Below are 17,163 nucleotides of genomic sequence, written 5' to 3' on the forward strand. Positions count from 1 at the left end.
ACCTATAGCAAGGCTATGAATGCCTCTCATCAGGATGGCGACTTCGATTCGTCTGTCATCCCTGCGATACAGTTCCACGGTTTCTTCCCATCAAGCCAGCCCTTTTCTCGCCAATAAGCTGCCTCATTGGCATCATAAGCACCCTCGACAGAACTCTTCTTTGCTTTAGCCATAAGACCAAACATAAATCGAATCATCAGACTCGGCTTTCCTGCCTTAGCCTTCTTTAATCGTCTAGAAAGTTTGTCCATATCCTTCTCAATTTTCGTCTTGTTCCGCTCAGACACTTCATCCCACTTGCTTGCACCTACAGATATTCCATATTTCATACAAAAGGGTACGCCCCACCATGTAAGATTTCTTATTACCGACTTTATCGCACTTCTAGTTCCTGCACCTGCCGCGGTAGATATCACCACAGCCTTTTTGTGGAACATATATTCTCTCGGTCTGTGTGGAATCCAGTACTGGTAAAACAAATCAAAATATGACTTAAGTGGTGCTGACATTTCCATACAATATGTTGGTGTTGTAAAAATTAAAACATCTGCCTCTAGCATCATCTCTTCAATACCCTTCTTTTCTTCAAAATATGGGCATTTCTTTTCATCTTGTATGCAGGAATAACATCCCAAACAGAAATGATTTAAATCTCTTGGGAGAAAAATCTCCTTAATCGCTTCCACATCTGCCAGTCTTTCCGCTAGTATTCTTCCAATATGATATGTACTACCTTTATGATTCTGCCCATTAATCAATACTACTTTCACATCTATTCCTCCTTTGTATGACTCGTGCAAATTCTATTCGAAACGTAATCCAGCCTATTGGGGGATGTCAAGGTAAATCGAGATATGCTATAGTAAATACCTGCAAGTGCGAAGATTGCGTTAATTACACGTATTTTAGTAGCTGGCTATCCTTATTAAACTCCCATCAATTGTCCTCACACGAAATTCCATTCCACCCCATGGTTGTTCCATAATCTCTGTATACTCTTTCCAACCACTTTTTAGCATAAATTCATAGGCTGCTCTGGCATCATCTACCACAAAATACGCAACTACACGATTAGTCGGTTCGCCTTCTAATAAGCTGAATCCAAGATAAGTCAGATTCGTTGTTTCCGTTATCTCATTTGGAATCGGTGCAATTCCTCCAAAAATAGCATTTCCATTTTCATCCCTGGCATCCACTGTGCCGTACCACCCCAAAACCGTCTCAAACCATTCAATGGTTCGATCCATGTCCTTTGTGTAATACACCGGACCATTTTCCAATACTTTGTAACCTCTTTTTTCATACTCTGTTCTCATTTTTTGAATCCTCCTTGTTTTCTTTTGTAGATTAAGAATACAACGAAATATTCTAAAAAACCTGACAGTAATCGCAAATGGATGTTAGGTCATAACATCATAACTAGAAAATCGAATTTCTCCATCATCCGGCGTCGTTACGCTAAATTCTCTAGCCCCCCAAGGCGTAAACAAAATCTCTGTTACCTTTGTCCAACCACTTTGCAAAATGTAGTTACGAAGAGGATCTACATGATCAACGGTGATGTATCCAATCACTCTTTGCAACGCCTCCCCATAAAATAAAGAAAAACCCATAAATGTGGTTAATTTCTGACTTACGTTATCTTCCGGTATTGGCATTGCGCAACCATATACTCCTTCTCCTGCTTCATTCCTTAAATCAATATTGACAATCCAACCAAGTACATTGCGGAACCAATCTGCAATCCTATCCATCTCTTTTGTATAATAAATCGGGCAATTTTCCAAGATTCGATATCCCTCGCTCCTCTGTCGGCCAATCACATCGCTTTCAATGAATTGTAGCTTTCCTATCCCTTCCGGTTCTATCCCTTGCAAACGCAACTGTTGAGGGGAAATGCCAAAAAACCTTCGAAAAGCTCTTGAAAAGCTTTCCGGAGATTCATAACAATACTTCAGTGCAATATCAATGATCTTATCCTCTGTGTTTTTCAGATCATAGGAAGCCCGTGTAAGTCTTCTTTTTCTGATATATTCGATTACAGGATATCCCGCGATGGAACGGAACAACTCCGTCAGAACTCTTTCTGATATATACGCATATTCTGCCACTTCAGATACCAGAATCTTGTTTGTAAGATTCTCCTCTATATACTCAACCGCTCTTTGTAAGCATTCTAAGTCCTTCATTGGTACCTCCGCCTCTTAACTCCGTATTGCCTTACCATTCTTGTAACTTCTTCATTGATTTTCTCTAGTACACTCTCCGGTCCAATAATCTTTGCTCCTTCACCAAGTGCCATCACCCAAGAAATAAACTGCCTGCTCACAGCCACCTTTACATTCACATTAAAATGGTCCGCATCTGTTTTAATGAATGCTACATCCTTGCCAAATCGATCAATGATAACCCCTGCAAGATAATTTTCACACTTGATCTGTACATATTCTTCTTCCCCATCGAACATGCCAAACATCTTCTTAGCATAAGCACCCATATCAAAAGAACGAAATACGCTTGCTCCTTTTCTTCTATCTCTGGTCATTTCAATATGGAGCATCTTATCTACACGGAAGTGTTTAATTTTATCTTCCTTGTCATCAAATGCAACCAGATAATAATTCTCATCATCCCAAGATAATGCCCAAGGACTTACCTGATATAATGCACCGTCTTTTCTAAGTACCTGCTTCTTATTCACATCCCAGTTAAAATACTGGAAGGTTATCTGCATGTTTTCTCCAATCGCTGCATGAATCTGATCTACATTATAATAGATTGACTCATTTTCGGTCTTAATACGTTCTGATATGTATACCTGTCGGTGAAGTTGCTTCCTCTCATATTCACTAGCAAAGCTCTCGATCTTCTTAATAAGCTCATTCGACTTTTTCTCCGTGATAAATTTTGCCGATTGCACAGAATCCACGAGCAATTTCAGTTCTGCTAATTCAAACGTTCTATTCCCAACATGATAGTTAAAGGTTCTATTCTCCTTGATTCCTATCACATCAATCCCAAATAATTTTAAGTTTTCAATATCATTGTAAAGGCTCTTTCGCTCTGCACGGATTCCATACCTGCCAAGTTCTTCGATCATATTCTGAATGGTTACACTATGCGTCTCATCTGTCTTTTCCAATAAATACTTCATCAAATACAATATTTTAAGTTTCTGTGTATTTCCTTCCGCCATAGCATTGCCTCCATTTCAAAATTGTATGACATTATTATAGCACCAAAATGGAAGCATGGAAATTGCCTTTGCAACATCTTTCGGTTGAATATGTGTTCATTCTGTAAGCAACGATGGTATCCGTTCTCATATTCCACCTACTCGCTTTCTGTCCGCTCAATAACATTTTCTTCCATAACAAGTTCACACAGAATTGCTCCTGGCAATTTGTATTTCACAACACCACTTGCCTCGTCAGCAATCTTGTCATATATTCTTCCAGCACTCATACTTTCGCCCTTAACGGTATAAGGACTGTTAGCCACATAACCCACAAGCCCAAGTCCCTCTAGTTCTACTTTAATTGCTTCCTTGTCAAATTCATTGTCTGGTTCTTTGACTAGCGTAACTTCCATTCCAGCTTCAAAGAATTCATCTCCATAATAATGATTAAGACCTGCTATTGTAAAAAATATTTTCTTCATATCGACACCTCCATATAATTAAAAATACTTCTGTGCGAGTGCGCATCCCCCGGATGGTTTCTATAATAGGAAAGTCGGAGAATTTTCCTCGTATATAAACAAAGGAACCAGGACAATTTCTTATCCTGATTCCATGATACTACTTGCTCGTGACCAAAATACGGACTTATAACACGAATCCTTGTTCTCATTTCATTTTTCTTTTTGATCAATACGCTTTATCCATCTGTTGTCTATATATTCCCTACCACCCCTTTATTCAGCAATCTTATAAGCATAAATCTCATATGCTGATCCGTTAATCTTTTTGCATCGGTACAATGCTTCATCTGCATAATGGCACGCTTTTTCAAAATCCAAAATGGTATCTTTTTTGCAAAATATTGCACCCAAACTTAACTCAATTTTTCGTCCTTCCAGTTCTGGAATCTTAATTGATGATATTTTCTCTATAAAATTCTCTATGCATTTCACACCGGTCACTTCATCCGTAATACCAACCAAATAAAATGCGAATTCATCACCACCAAATCTCATGACAACGTCACTGTCTCTGAAATTTTCTTTCATACAATTCGCTACTGCAATGATAACTTCATCCCCTACTAGATGACCATAGGTATCATTAATCGATTTAAACTTATCAACATCCAACAATGTAAGAAGACCTTCCTTGCCTTCGGTCATCAAATTCTCAATTAGTTTACTTCCACTTCGATTCGTTATCTGTGTCAATTCATCCGTTTGTACCAGTTCGAGCAACTTAGCCATTTGTGCTTTCGATTCTTCCTGTAATCTATGATGTCTAAGTGACGCAATAATAAATGAAATGAACAAGGTAAGCAATATAATAATTATTATTACTGAAAGCATTACCAATCGAACCGCATATCTTGTAACAAATTCCTTAAAATTAAAATGATCCTTACCATACCAATGCGCATACTGAATCAACGCATTGCTTACTGCACCTCGATCCAATGTTGCAATTCCTTTGTTAAGAATGGAAAGAAGCACCGCTTCTCCTTTTCGTACCCCCATACACAGATCCTGTGAATGCTGTGCCTCCGATACACGAATATTCGTTGGTAGCGCTCTTTCTGACATTAATTCATTAACTACATCTGCTTGATAAATAGTACAAGTAGCCTTGCCTGTCGCAACCAATGTAATACACGCATTGATGTCTTCTCCAAAAATGAATGCACTGTTTGGATAGGCTGATTTCAATTCATAATATGTTATCAATTTCCCTTCTGGAAGTGCAATGGTATCATACAGATTTTCGACATCCTGCACATTATACAAAACATTAGTAGCTTCAATTGCAAAATCATCTGTAATCAGAATATTTAATTGCTCCGCTACCCAGTAATTGAAGTACATAGGAACTGCGATATCTATTTCCTTCCGATCCATTGCTTCTACTATTTCCTTAGAATCCGCATACTCTACATAATTGAATTCAATTCCATAAGTAGTTGCTATATGTTCTAAAACAACACGATACATTCCAAGCATGTGACCATTTTCAGTTGCTCCACAGTAAGGAAACAGATCTTTAATGTATCCAACATCAACCTTCCCTTTGTTTTTGATCCAGCCTTCTTCTTCCTCTGTCAGATGGATTCTCGTTACAGCCTCCATTGCATCCCATCTATGTAGGATGTATTCATTATAATTATTATTTAACTCAAGAATTCTCGATTGTGCATCATCTAACTGTTCCTTCAAATATGGTTTATTTTTATTGATAACAAAGTAGAAAGGACTCTGACCAATATTGGCAATCCTGTTCCAATCATAGTCAATACCAACATGCGTGGTTACGGTACCATCTATACTGCCTTCTTCAAGAGCCGCAATCCTTTTTTCGCGATTATCAAACTCAATAATCTTTACATTTTTAATATGATTCTCTTTCAGCCAATCCTTGAATAAACTTAATTGTATGCTGCCCTTACTTATCCCAATGGTAGTACCATTAATGGAATTCAGATCATTTGGCTTAATCTTACTGTTTTTATATAAAGTATATAAGTAAAATTCTTCGTTTCCCTGTGGATATTCACCATAGTCCATCAACTGGCTTCTCTCTTCCGTAAAAGAAATATTTCCCATTATATCAATTTCACCATCCGCCACACCTTGTAGCAATTCCGCGAAACTACCATATACATATTCATATTCCCAACCAGTATAGGATGCTATCTTTTGCAAATACGCATAACCAAATCCAGACTTTGGTTCATCATCCAAACCTTCCTGATAACGTTCCGTGATCAGATAACCAACCTTAACAACATTCGTTTCCTCTTTCTCATCTGCATAAACATAAGTTGATGTTGTTACAAATGAAATAAGCAATAACAGAAGGATAAGCACCGCATTTCCTTCTTTTCGCTTTTTCTTTGTCATTTCGCCACCTCGCGATTTATTATAATAGTAAGTCAAGAAAGAAAGTCTTTCTAGATGTACTATTTTAACACCCACCCCATGCAAATTTCAAACATTTTCGAGTTTTTTTGCGTGCTGGCAAAATCGTAAATATAATCGCTATTTTAATAGACTGGCACTTGGCTTCTTTTGTGTGCCCAGATTTATAATTATAGAAAAACACACAAAAATAAGCTCTAATGTCAGTGTTTATGCGGGTGCATCACACCTCGCCCCCCAACACTTGACATAGAGCCTTTTATAGGATCTCTGCTCGTAGCTTATTCGAACAAGTTCTTCTTACTGATAAATCAAGTTCCCTTAGACATTCACCAAATCTTCTATTACGATAATCTTTGAATTTGGTAATAGATATTTCATTATCACATCTAGCATCAAATCGAAAATTATATAACTCTTATTTCAATTCCCACAACTCCATATTGTTTAATATCATCAATCGAATAATATTCCAACATATCCAAAGGATTCGGGCAATCATTTTCATCATACCCAATTTGAATCTTATTATGATTTTGATACAATTCATCAAAACTAGAATACTTATATAGATTAATTACCAAACAATTTATTTTTCCACTATTACTAGTATCAATAAATTCAATCATATCCCCCTTTTTTATGCGTGAACGCTTTACATCATTCAATCTCATTTCTATGGTTTTTGTTTTTTCCTTAATTTTTTCAAAAGAATCATGCCATAAATTCATTTTATGCACCATAAAATACTCCTCTTCAAATTCAAATTGAACAAAATCGTTGCGCCATGGCTGACCAAGGCTATGATATAGCGATTTTTATTATTTAATGAAATTGAGCTATATTATTAATGTCTTCTTGCCTTGCGTCTCTATATAAAATCTCTGATTTACACACATTATCCAACTCCTATATCAATGCTATTACCGAATACCTTACACTTACCGCTATATCTGATTTATAAGATTCTGTCGGCTCAACTCCAGACCATCAAAGAGCCTCTTACTCTATCAACATTTAGAAAAAGACAAAAACCACGAATACAACGAGTATCGTTAAATAAGAAGTATTCATAAACGTTATTAAATCATGAAAATACTTTCGAAATACAACAAATCCATATTTATTATCGTAATGACTTTTCAACGTTCTATTTATACAGATGATGAGTAGACTTATGATTGTAAGTCCGCATAAATAAATCCCTTTGTTGTTATTCGTATAATATATGATTGCCAAACTCCCCAGCCAGAGAAAGAAGGCTTCTAAGCAAATAAAAGTTGTAAAGATTCCTCTTGCTAGTGTAGGATTCTTCATATCTTCATTCTTTTGATTTACTTGTATCTGCCTATTCCAATATTCATACTGACTTTTTGAAAATGAAACCTTTCTCTTTTTTAGTATTGCTCTGGCCTTTTCATATTCGCATGTTAACAGGGCATGCTTGATACCTATAATTGCATCTTTCATTAATTCACGATTATTACTCATAGACTCCCTCTACTGATATATTCCTTCACCCTTATCATTAAAATGAAATCCTGCTTTAGGGTCTCTCTTTTGTTTTTTCATCTTCAATACTATTAGCAACTTGGATATATAATCTTTCATTATCCTTAATTACCACGAAATCTAATTCCTTCTTATATAAAACACCTACATAAATTTCGTAGCCTCTTTTTAATAATTCAATGGCTACAATATTCTCAAGTGTTCTTCCATAATTCGGATTCCTTATTCCCAGCTATGCAACCTTAAAAGAGTGATCCGAAAGATAATATAGTCCATCTATTCCCCATTTTCAATATATTTTCTATTTTGGTGAATAGATGTTTTCCTTGTTGTTTTATCCTATAGTTCCTTATTCTGCAATGCCATCTTAATTATTTCTTTATTCTCTGGATGTGGCCGATCCATATCAGACAATATACTGATTATCATTTTTTTCTGTGGAATTACAGCCAATACCTGCCCACCAAAACCAGCCGCATAAAAATATGGCGTATGCGTATCATTTTCCAACCACAAACCTAATCCGTAAGCGGTACACTTTGGAAATCCGCCACAAGAATACTTACAAATAGTTTGTTCATAATATTCCTCCGAGAATAAACGTTTGCCTCCTATTACTCCTTTGTTTAGAAACAACAGTCCCAACTCGTCTAATAACGGAACGGATGTTTTCATACCTTGAATATCATCTCTATCCCATTCATAATCCTTATTTGTAAAGTGTGAAATAATTTTCAATTTAAATAATTCGGTTATTTCTAAGCCATATATCTCTTCCAATAAATACACAAGTATTTGTGGATCGGGCTTATATTGAAAAGAGACGCCTGGTTCACTTCCAAACTTCAATTTCATTACTTCATTCATATTTGCTGGAAGCGTTTCCTGCGGTCCTGGCCAAATAATTCCCGTAGTTTTAGATAGTGCATGCTTAATCTTTAATTTATACCAATTAATATCTGCTAGTTCATCATGGGAAACATAGTCAATAATACAATCCTCTATGCTATTAATCTTTCCCTCATATAGAGCAATACCAACAAGAACCGATAAAAAAGATTTGAATATGCAGCCAACAGGAAATACGGTTGTTCCTTGTTCATTTTCTCTAATATATTCATAAATTAATTGGTTATCCTTTGTAATATGTACGACTTTTATATTATCAAAATTATTCAGATTTAACATTCTACCCCTTCTCCTTAAATACGAATTTTTCGCTAACGAAAGTATATTTTATCTAAAAAATATATTCTATTTATTGCTCTATCATATATTAGTTGTACTTTCTCACCTCAGTTCTTGAAACTTAACAATCTTTACTTCTAGATACTTTATTTTATAATACCCTTTATGATTTTCTGTAAATTCCTTATCATAAAAAAATTCATACTTATATGATAAATGCTTCCCGCTGTTTTTCTCTATTCAAACTCGTAAAAGAAATGTTGATACTATACTATAACTAATCTTTCTTATTACTCATAGTCTACCTATACTGATATATTCCTTCACCCTTATCATTAAAATGAAATACTGAATCTCTAAGCAAGAAAGTCTACTTTGCCGATCTCTTAGCTTCTTCTTCAAAGACAGGGATTCGTTTCTAATACTTTTCTCTTGAATGACTACTCTCGATCCTGCCTAATCATTATGTACATTCATTGATTACGGTGTTTCTAGAATACTATCGGCTTTTTGATACATCCTCACATAATCAATCTCAAAGGTATTTTTTTCATTATTAATTCCTTTCAAATCATAGAGATTCAACATAATCTGCATAGCGTAATCTGGGCTCTGTCTAATCGTCCGAATTTCCTCTCCATTCAGATAAAATGTTATTCGATCTGAATCCCACCGAAGTGCATATACATTCCAATCTTTCACATCAATGGAGAACGCATCTTCGTAGAATTCATCCATAATCTGCGGATCTCCAAATGGATGCACCCCATAACCAATAATGGCGGATTTTTCTTTCACATTCCAGCCTTTCAGTTCAAACAGACATATTTCTGAAGACTGTGTTGGCTCTACTTCCACTCCTATCAACCACAATGCTGCAACGTTCTCGGAAGATATATGGCAACGTGCTTTCAATTCAAGATAGCCATATTGAAACACTGCCGTAAACTCACATAGCTGCTTTTCTGTCACAACCAACTCCTTCGTAAAATGATGTTGCCCAATGGAACTTCCAATCTCCCCTGAGAATACGCCTGTTTGCAGATTGGATACCCTAACTTCTCCGTTCCATTTTGGGCACCATGCTTCTTGATTGTCTGAAATATACAATGTCAGTATACTATCTTTTACTCTATAACTTGGTTTCGATTTTTCACGACTGCTCCATTGAGGCAAATACATTGGAAGCCATTTACTTGTATCCAATTTGGTTCCTTCAAAATCATCATCAATAATCTTCCGATACGATTCTATCTCATTCTTTTTCATATGCCTTATCTCTCCCATCACCCAAGATTGTTTCTATCATTCCTTTTTTCCCTCTATAAATTAATATTCCTACTGTTTCTATCCTTATCCGAGAATTTAAAAAAGACCTCAAAAATATAATACTATATTTTGAGGTTTTTGTAAGTTGTAATTTTCTATATAATATTATAGTCAGGCGTAATTTTCTTTGTCCACTATCTCCTAAGCAGCTCTTACTGGTATGAATAACCTAATTCTTTCTCTAAACTGAATATCAAAGAAGCGTTCATCGTAAGCACACTTAATTCATTGGACAGCGTATCGTTTATACGATAATATGCTATGGCTATACAAATCGCTACAAACAAAAAGGCAGACACTCATAATGAATTTGTCTGCCCATTTGACATAATTTTAATAATTTTCTTCGAGAACCTCAAAATAACTCTGTGGATGCTCACATGTTGGACATACAGCCGGTGCTTCTGTTCCTACTACAATATGTCCGCAGTTACGACACTGCCAAACCTTAACCTCGCTCTTTTTAAATACTTCCTGCGCTTCAACATTTTTAAGAAGTGCACGATATCTTTCCTCATGATGTTTCTCAATTTCAGCTACTAATCTAAATTTTGCTGCAAGTTCAGGAAAACCTTCCTCCTCAGCAGTTTTAGCAAAACCTTCATACATATCTGTCCATTCATAGTTTTCACCATTTGCAGCTGCTTCAAGATTTTGTGCAGTATCACCGATACCGTTTAATTCCTTAAACCACATCTTGGCATGCTCTTTTTCGTTATCTGCTGTCTTTAAAAACAAAGCTGCAATCTGTTCAAATCCTTCTTTTTTAGCCTTGGAAGCAAAATATGTATATTTATTTCTAGCCTGTGATTCTCCAGCAAAAGCTGTCTCTAAGTTTTTCTCTGTCTGTGTTCCTGCATATTTTTTCATAAAGATCTATCCTCCTATTTCTTCCAAAGTCCATGAAGATTACAGTACGCATATACTGCCTCTACTGTTTCATCCTCACAAATTGCAAATACAGCTTCTGGTTTCTGCTCTGGTGCCAATTTCTTCATCTGTGTGCCCATATTGGTAACAAGTGAAACCCACTCAATAAAATGATCTTCAACCATTGGATGCTCCACTTCTCCAACCTTTACACGTACCTTTCCATCTTTTACTACGTAAGCTGGTACATGTTTTTCAACCGCTGCATCTGTAGTTCCTGCTAAAAGTTCTGTCATCTTCTGACCACAGCACATCATTGGAATTCCTGATTCCTTAATCACCTCAACCATGTTTCCACAATGCTCACATACATAAAACTTCTGTTCCATAATAAATACCTCCTTTTTTATATTAAATTAATGACGCTCCATGTCCCTGACCATTTGTTTCTACTACCTGCTCAGAAACAACCTATCCTTCTTCAACATCATAAACCTTGAAGCTTTCTGTATATCCAAAATGCTAAAAATTTTCTCCATTATCATAAGTAACCGCTATTCTCATCTGTCTGTTCCCCTTTGGTTTTAATTTACACTTTACTGTGAAAGACTCTGTATATTGACAATCTTTAGGTCCTCCGCATTTTACTCTTCGATCACAAACCTTGTAATTTCCACCTCCAATAACCAATTGCTTTCCATTCACAATAGCGTCAGCAATCTTAAAACGTACCTGGTTATACATATCTGTTATTGTGGTTCTTGCTACTTCCATCTGCGTTGCACATTCTTCTTGTGTCATTTTTTCGTAATCGAGCAAACGTAGTACCTCATACTCGTCTACTGATAAACTAATAACTCCTTCTGTTGGAATACCATTAGGGGAAAAGGAATCAAATGATGGTTCTCTACATACTCGCCTACATTTTTTTGGTCTAGGCATATTTCACTCTCCTTGATATTTTCATTATACTCTCATTTCCGACATATGTCAATTATTACCTGTTACAGGATAGATAATCCACCACCATTTTTCCGTGATAGGTTTCCATGACGGATTTATCATGACAGATTTCTGACCACGGCTGATTATTAGTCTCGGCTTGTCTTTCCGTAAAGCTACTATAGTAGACTGATATTTGTCATCTGGTACAAAAAATGCTGGGAAATACGATAGTAATATATACCCCAACATTTATTATAGAACCTAATATCCTTTTTATTATGTAATTGTATAACAATAAAATAAATTAATGACTAATCCCCCTATAATAAAAGGATACCTCCCCATTCATAAGGTATCCTTTTCATTTTATATATACTTATAAGTTTATCTATTGCTCGTAGATATTCTTACTACTTAAGTCATATTTTTCAGTTACAACATAATTAACAACTGAATTATTGCAGAAATGACTGTAATTTACTTCATTATTAAAACAAACACCAGACCAAGTTGGGTCTACTAAATAGATATTTCCATCAAGGTATAAATGAACCCATGCATGCCATTCAGTATATTTATAATCGACTATATATTCTGATGCATATTCTGCCTTTAACCCAACTAGTTTACACATATCTACATACAATCTTGCAAATCCACTACAAGCACAATATTTCCCATACAATGCATTATAGACATTATTTTTATTTCCTTCAAACTTATAAAGTTTATTCTCACCTATCCAAGTGTAAAGTTTTTTCGCTTTTATATAATCAGAGTCGTTTGTGTCAACAATATCATAACATAAACTCAATAAATCTTTAGCATAAACATTATTAGCAATGTTATTAATTCTATAATACATCTTAATCATTTTGTCTTTTTCAAATATAAATAACTTTAATGTTGTATAAGTAGTATTTATCAGACTTGCTTGAACACTTATTTTATCTCCATCGTATACATACTTGCATTTTTTATCTAAATGTTCATTAGAATATGTGTAATAAATTTTTTTATTGCTATTTGATTGAATTGTAAAGTCCCATGTTCCAGTTTGTTCGTTATAGGATGTACTTGATATTGAAACTTTAGTTTTTGATTCTGCTTTTACCGAAATACCTTGCAACATTAGTACTACACATAGAAAAACTAATAAATATTTTTTCAAAATAATCTCTCCTATTGTTTTTACATAAATATCCATAAACAAGCTTATCACACAATACTCCATTTTTCAACATTTACAATTAAACAAATACCTTTCCACGTTTATTTATTAGTATTTCCTCTCTTTCGGCTTAAAGTCCTCTAGTGGATTATACTCATCTACAATATTCACAAGGTCAGTAGGATTAAAAGCATAGTATCGTTCTAACATCTTCAATATCCTTTTTGCGTGGTTTCTGATAATCCTTTAATCTTACATTCTCTAATATAAAGTTCATATAAACTCTGATAACTTATATTAGTTAATGCATAATCAGAATAAACCTTCCTTTTTCTTCTTTTTATCTCTGGTAAAATAGTATTGCTCGTTGGCTCTTTTGTCATATCATAACCTCCTATAAAATAAAAAAGTGAGTAGTCATGATTACCATTTTCTAATATCAAAAACAGCTCATAAACTACCCACTTTTCAATTTATAAAATATTACATAAACCCTTTAAAATCAATGCTTTCAAGCATTTAAAATCACTCAAACTCAATCGTAGCCGGTGGTTTCCCCGTACAATCATAAAGTACACGGTTAACCCCTTTTACTTCATTTACAATTCTAGTTGTTACTTTTCCAAGTACTTCCCAAGGAAGTTCTGCGGATTCTGCTGTCATGAAATCGCTTGTTGTTACAGCACGAAGTGCGATGGCGTAGTCATACGTTCTTTCGTCACCCATACAACCTACGGAGCGCATGTTTGTTAATGCTGCGAAGTATTGACCGATTTCTTTGGCGATTCCGGCTTTGGCGATTTCTTCACGGTAGATGTAGTCGGCATCTTGTACGATACGAACTTTCTCTGGAGTGATGTCGCCGATGATACGGATTGCTAAACCTGGGCCTGGGAATGGTTGTCTGAATACAAGGTTTTCAGGGATTCCAAGTTCAAGACCTGTTTTACGTACTTCGTCTTTGAATAGGAGACGAAGTGGTTCGATGATTTCTTTGAAATCAACATAGTCAGGTAGTCCTCCAACGTTGTGGTGAGATTTGATAACTGCTGATTTTCCAAGACCACTTTCGATTACGTCTGGGTAAATGGTTCCTTGTACTAAGAAATCTACGGTACCAATTTTCTTTGCTTCTTCTTCGAATACACGAATGAATTCTTCTCCAATGATCTTACGTTTCTGTTCTGGTTCTGAAACACCAGCTAATTTGCTGTAGAAACGCTCTTGTGCATTGACACGAATGAAGTTTAGATCAAATCCGCCATTTGGTCCGAATACCGCTTCTACTTCGTCGCCTTCGTTCTTTCTTAATAGACCATGGTCTACAAAGATACAAGTCAATTGTTTTCCAACTGCTTTGGATAAAAGAACGGCTGCAACAGAGGAGTCAACACCGCCTGATAATGCACATAATACCTTTCCGTTTCCAACCTTTTCACGAATGGATTTGATGGATTCTTCCACGAAAGAGCTCATTACCCAATCTCCTGCACAGTGACATACATCGAATACGAAATCATGAAGCATTTGCTTTCCTTCTACTGTATGAACAACTTCTGGGTGGAATTGAATGGCATATAGATTCTTCTCTTCACATTCTAGTGCTGCGAATGGACATGATTCTGTCTTCGCTGTTCCCTTAAATCCAGCTGGCGCTTTTGCTATATAATCTGTATGACTCATCCAACATACATTTTCTCTTGCAACATGAGCAAAGAGTTTAGAAGAAGGATCTGTAGTCACAATTGTTTTTCCATATTCACTAATTGGGGCTGTGCTAACTTCTCCACCTAATACATGCGTCATCAGCTGAGCTCCATAGCAGATTCCTAACACTGGGATTCCTAACTCAAATAACTCTTTTCCACAGCGTGGTGATTCCTCTAGATATACGCTTGCAGGACCGCCTGTTAAGATTATACCTTTTGGATTGATTTCTTTGATACGTTCTAAGCTTGTATTATAAGGTAATACTTCACAATATACGTTGCATTCTCTGACGCGTCTGGCAATTAACTGATTATATTGTCCACCAAAGTCAAGAACGATGACCATTTCCTTATTCACGTGAATTCCTCCTATACTTACATCTGATAAGTGTTTTGCTACAAATATTTTCATCATAACATTTTTGCATGATCGTTCGGGCAAATCTGTTTTAGGAAAATGCGTGTATTCTGAAATGAATCGACACACAATACATATATCATACAACAATATTTTTGATTTAACTAGAGCGAAATGCATTTTTTCATAATATGTCATTTGTACTATTATTTTAGCATAAATGATTGTACTTTTGTTACAACCCCATCTCATTGATGCTTAACATTTACTTATATTACTTATTCGTCACACTTATAGTTGTGTGTTTAGCCCCTTTTATACCTAGCTCCAATATATTTTGACACCGAATATGCCAACAAATGCATGTAAATCACATACTTTTCATCAATTATGCCTTGGCTTTCAAGAGATATAAAAAATCTTGCATAAAAGTATAACCAAATGGCTACTATGTAAAGTACTTTACTTTTATTCCTATAAGGAGGATTTTATGAATAACCGAAAATGTTGGCAAGTTGCGGGGGCTCTATTTTCCCTAGTGGTTGGCTCTCTCTTACACTTTGTGTACGATTGGTCTGGACAGAATACACTTGTCTCCTACTTCTCTCCTGTTAACGAAAGCGTATGGGAACATCTAAAATTATTGTTCGTTCCCATTTTCTTTTTTACCATTATTGAATATCTAGCCTACGGAAAAGAGTTGGAGCAATTTTTTCCTGTGAAGATCGTATCCATGGTTATTGGTATGCTCTTTGTGGTTGTATCCTTTTACACATATACAGGAATTATGGGTGATTCTTTTGTTCCTGTGGATATTGCGCTATTTTCTATAGGTATTCTAATCGCCTATATATTTAGTTATCGTAACTTGGAAAATGTAAGGTTTCAATCTCCTATAATCAAACTTGTTACTGGTATTCTCCTTGCGCTACTCCTACTTGCATTTTTCTTTTTTACGACGAGTCCACCTCATCTTCCGATTTTTCAAGACCCATTAACCCTTACTTATGGTAGAACTATTTAACTTACCTACTTCTCTATCTCATAAGGCCAGTCCAATATACCGCCAAATTCCTTAATATTCGTATACCCCAGTTCAGCAAGTTTTAGTGCAGCCTGCTTGCTCCGTACTCCACTTCGGCAATACACTAAGATCATCTGGTCCTTCTCGGGCAATATAGAACTTACTTCCTCATCGATACGATCGTGAGGAAGTAAGATTGCATGGTCAATATGCCCTTCTTCATATTCTTCTTCTGTTCTTACATCAAGAATAATTGCATCTTGTGGTTCATCCATAAGCTTCTTTGCTTCTTTTGCTGTAATCTGTTCATATAGAATAATATTCTGTTCGCGATTCATATTACCGTCCTTTCCTTGATCCGTTGTTCTTCTATTGCATGCTGTAATAAAAACTGCAAAGAAAACCAACCAAAACAGTTTTTTCATATGTTCCTCCTTATTTAGATTTGTGTCACCTAGGTTAATGCCTTCACCAAAATTACTTTCGTAATTTGCACGTACATTACCTTACCTCATGTAATGAAGTGCATTTTATTGGCCTTTGGCTAACCAGTTAGTTTCACATATAGTTTCTACTGTTACCTGCTTTTTATCCCTCAGTTTCAATCTTTTCTTGTACAAGTTGCAATGCTTCGCCCAAGCGTTGATAATGCACAATCTCCCGCATTCGTAGGAAACGAATGGGATCACATACTTCTGGATTATGAATCTGTGACAACATGCGATCGTAGAGTGCCTGCGCTTTCTGTTCTGCTGCCATATCCTCATGAAGAAACATCAATACATTTTCCTTACTTCGGCATAATGTAAATCTGAACTCCGGTATTTCTCTCTCCTTTCGGACGTCCATGCGTTCAAGTACATATACTTTTTCCTGTTGAACAGTGTGTTCTGCACCTACTTCCTTGGTCAATTGATAAAGAATCGCACTTAAAATCTCCATATGTGCAAACTCTTCTGTA

General features: G+C 35.8%; 19 protein-coding genes. 1 reads left to right on the forward strand and 18 read right to left on the reverse strand.

The window, feature by feature from the left end; genetic code table 11:
* Positions 1-29: 29 nt before the first annotated feature.
* From HBB17_RS08325 to guaA, 16 genes are all read right to left on the reverse strand, one after another.
* Positions 30-770 (reverse strand): flavodoxin family protein, encoded by a 741-nt coding sequence (locus HBB17_RS08325; RefSeq protein ID WP_167957025.1) that lies wholly within the window; start codon positions 768-770, stop codon positions 30-32.
* A 135-nt stretch (positions 771-905) separates the two neighbouring features.
* On the reverse strand, positions 906-1,316 hold the full coding sequence (locus HBB17_RS08330) for a VOC family protein (RefSeq protein ID WP_167957026.1): 411 nt from the start codon (positions 1,314-1,316) through the stop codon (positions 906-908).
* A gap of 84 nt (positions 1,317-1,400) precedes the next feature.
* Positions 1,401-2,189, reverse strand: coding sequence for a helix-turn-helix domain-containing protein (locus tag HBB17_RS08335; RefSeq protein WP_167957027.1), 789 nt, complete (start codon positions 2,187-2,189; stop codon positions 1,401-1,403).
* The gene (locus tag HBB17_RS08340; RefSeq protein ID WP_167957028.1) at positions 2,186-3,196 is read right to left on the reverse strand and encodes a helix-turn-helix transcriptional regulator; all 1,011 of its coding nucleotides are present in this window, start codon (positions 3,194-3,196) and stop codon (positions 2,186-2,188) included. The genes HBB17_RS08335 and HBB17_RS08340 overlap by 4 nt, the downstream gene beginning before the upstream one ends.
* Before the next feature lie 137 nt (positions 3,197-3,333).
* Entirely contained in the window at positions 3,334-3,660 is a 327-nt protein-coding gene (locus tag HBB17_RS08345; protein ID WP_167957029.1) for an HIRAN domain-containing protein, read from the reverse strand.
* Positions 3,661-3,915: 255 nt separating this feature from the next.
* Positions 3,916-6,078: a GGDEF domain-containing protein gene (locus HBB17_RS08350; RefSeq protein ID WP_167957030.1), complete on the reverse strand. Its 2,163-nt coding sequence runs from the start codon at positions 6,076-6,078 to the stop codon at positions 3,916-3,918.
* A 425-nt stretch (positions 6,079-6,503) separates the two neighbouring features.
* Positions 6,504-6,839, reverse strand: coding sequence for an ASCH domain-containing protein (locus tag HBB17_RS08355; protein WP_167957031.1), 336 nt, complete (start codon positions 6,837-6,839; stop codon positions 6,504-6,506).
* Between the two features lie 274 nt (positions 6,840-7,113).
* Entirely contained in the window at positions 7,114-7,587 is a 474-nt protein-coding gene (locus tag HBB17_RS08360; protein WP_167957032.1) for a hypothetical protein, read from the reverse strand.
* Between the two features lie 360 nt (positions 7,588-7,947).
* Entirely contained in the window at positions 7,948-8,796 is an 849-nt protein-coding gene (locus HBB17_RS08365; protein WP_167957033.1) for a serine hydrolase, read from the reverse strand.
* 480 nt (positions 8,797-9,276) lie between these two features.
* Positions 9,277-10,065, reverse strand: coding sequence for a glycoside hydrolase family 16 protein (locus tag HBB17_RS08370; protein WP_167957034.1), 789 nt, complete (start codon positions 10,063-10,065; stop codon positions 9,277-9,279).
* 393 nt (positions 10,066-10,458) lie between these two features.
* Positions 10,459-10,995 carry a rubrerythrin gene (gene rbr, locus HBB17_RS08375; protein WP_167957035.1) on the reverse strand — a complete coding sequence of 179 codons (537 nt, stop codon included), beginning with the start codon at positions 10,993-10,995 and terminating at the stop codon, positions 10,459-10,461.
* A 14-nt stretch (positions 10,996-11,009) separates the two neighbouring features.
* Entirely contained in the window at positions 11,010-11,384 is a 375-nt protein-coding gene (locus HBB17_RS08380; protein WP_167957036.1) for a desulfoferrodoxin family protein, read from the reverse strand.
* A 133-nt stretch (positions 11,385-11,517) separates the two neighbouring features.
* Positions 11,518-11,937, reverse strand: coding sequence for a DUF134 domain-containing protein (locus HBB17_RS08385; protein ID WP_167957037.1), 420 nt, complete (start codon positions 11,935-11,937; stop codon positions 11,518-11,520).
* A 391-nt stretch (positions 11,938-12,328) separates the two neighbouring features.
* Positions 12,329-13,111, reverse strand: coding sequence for a transglutaminase-like domain-containing protein (locus HBB17_RS08390; RefSeq protein ID WP_167957038.1), 783 nt, complete (start codon positions 13,109-13,111; stop codon positions 12,329-12,331).
* Positions 13,112-13,323: 212 nt separating this feature from the next.
* Positions 13,324-13,494 carry a hypothetical protein gene (locus HBB17_RS08395; RefSeq protein ID WP_167957039.1) on the reverse strand — a complete coding sequence of 57 codons (171 nt, stop codon included), beginning with the start codon at positions 13,492-13,494 and terminating at the stop codon, positions 13,324-13,326.
* A 142-nt stretch (positions 13,495-13,636) separates the two neighbouring features.
* The gene (gene guaA / locus HBB17_RS08400) at positions 13,637-15,178 is read right to left on the reverse strand and encodes a glutamine-hydrolyzing GMP synthase (RefSeq protein WP_167957040.1); all 1,542 of its coding nucleotides are present in this window, start codon (positions 15,176-15,178) and stop codon (positions 13,637-13,639) included.
* Between the two features lie 490 nt (positions 15,179-15,668).
* Here guaA and HBB17_RS08405 point away from each other — a divergent pair, with 490 nt between their 5' ends.
* The gene (locus HBB17_RS08405) at positions 15,669-16,202 is read left to right on the forward strand and encodes a DUF6512 family protein (RefSeq protein ID WP_167957041.1); all 534 of its coding nucleotides are present in this window, start codon (positions 15,669-15,671) and stop codon (positions 16,200-16,202) included.
* Positions 16,203-16,207: 5 nt separating this feature from the next.
* Here the strand turns inward: HBB17_RS08405 and HBB17_RS08410 are convergent, their stop codons facing one another.
* Together HBB17_RS08410 and HBB17_RS08415 are read right to left on the reverse strand one after the other, a co-directional pair.
* On the reverse strand, positions 16,208-16,627 hold the full coding sequence (locus HBB17_RS08410) for a rhodanese-like domain-containing protein (protein ID WP_167957042.1): 420 nt from the start codon (positions 16,625-16,627) through the stop codon (positions 16,208-16,210).
* A gap of 163 nt (positions 16,628-16,790) precedes the next feature.
* Complete coding sequence (locus tag HBB17_RS08415) at positions 16,791-17,144, reverse strand: manganese catalase family protein (RefSeq protein WP_167957043.1); 354 nt, start codon at positions 17,142-17,144, stop codon at positions 16,791-16,793.
* Positions 17,145-17,163: the final 19 nt, after the last annotated feature.

The organism is Anaerosporobacter faecicola, from assembly GCF_012070565.1.
GTDB lineage: Bacteria > Bacillota > Clostridia > Lachnospirales > Lachnospiraceae > Anaerosporobacter > Anaerosporobacter faecicola.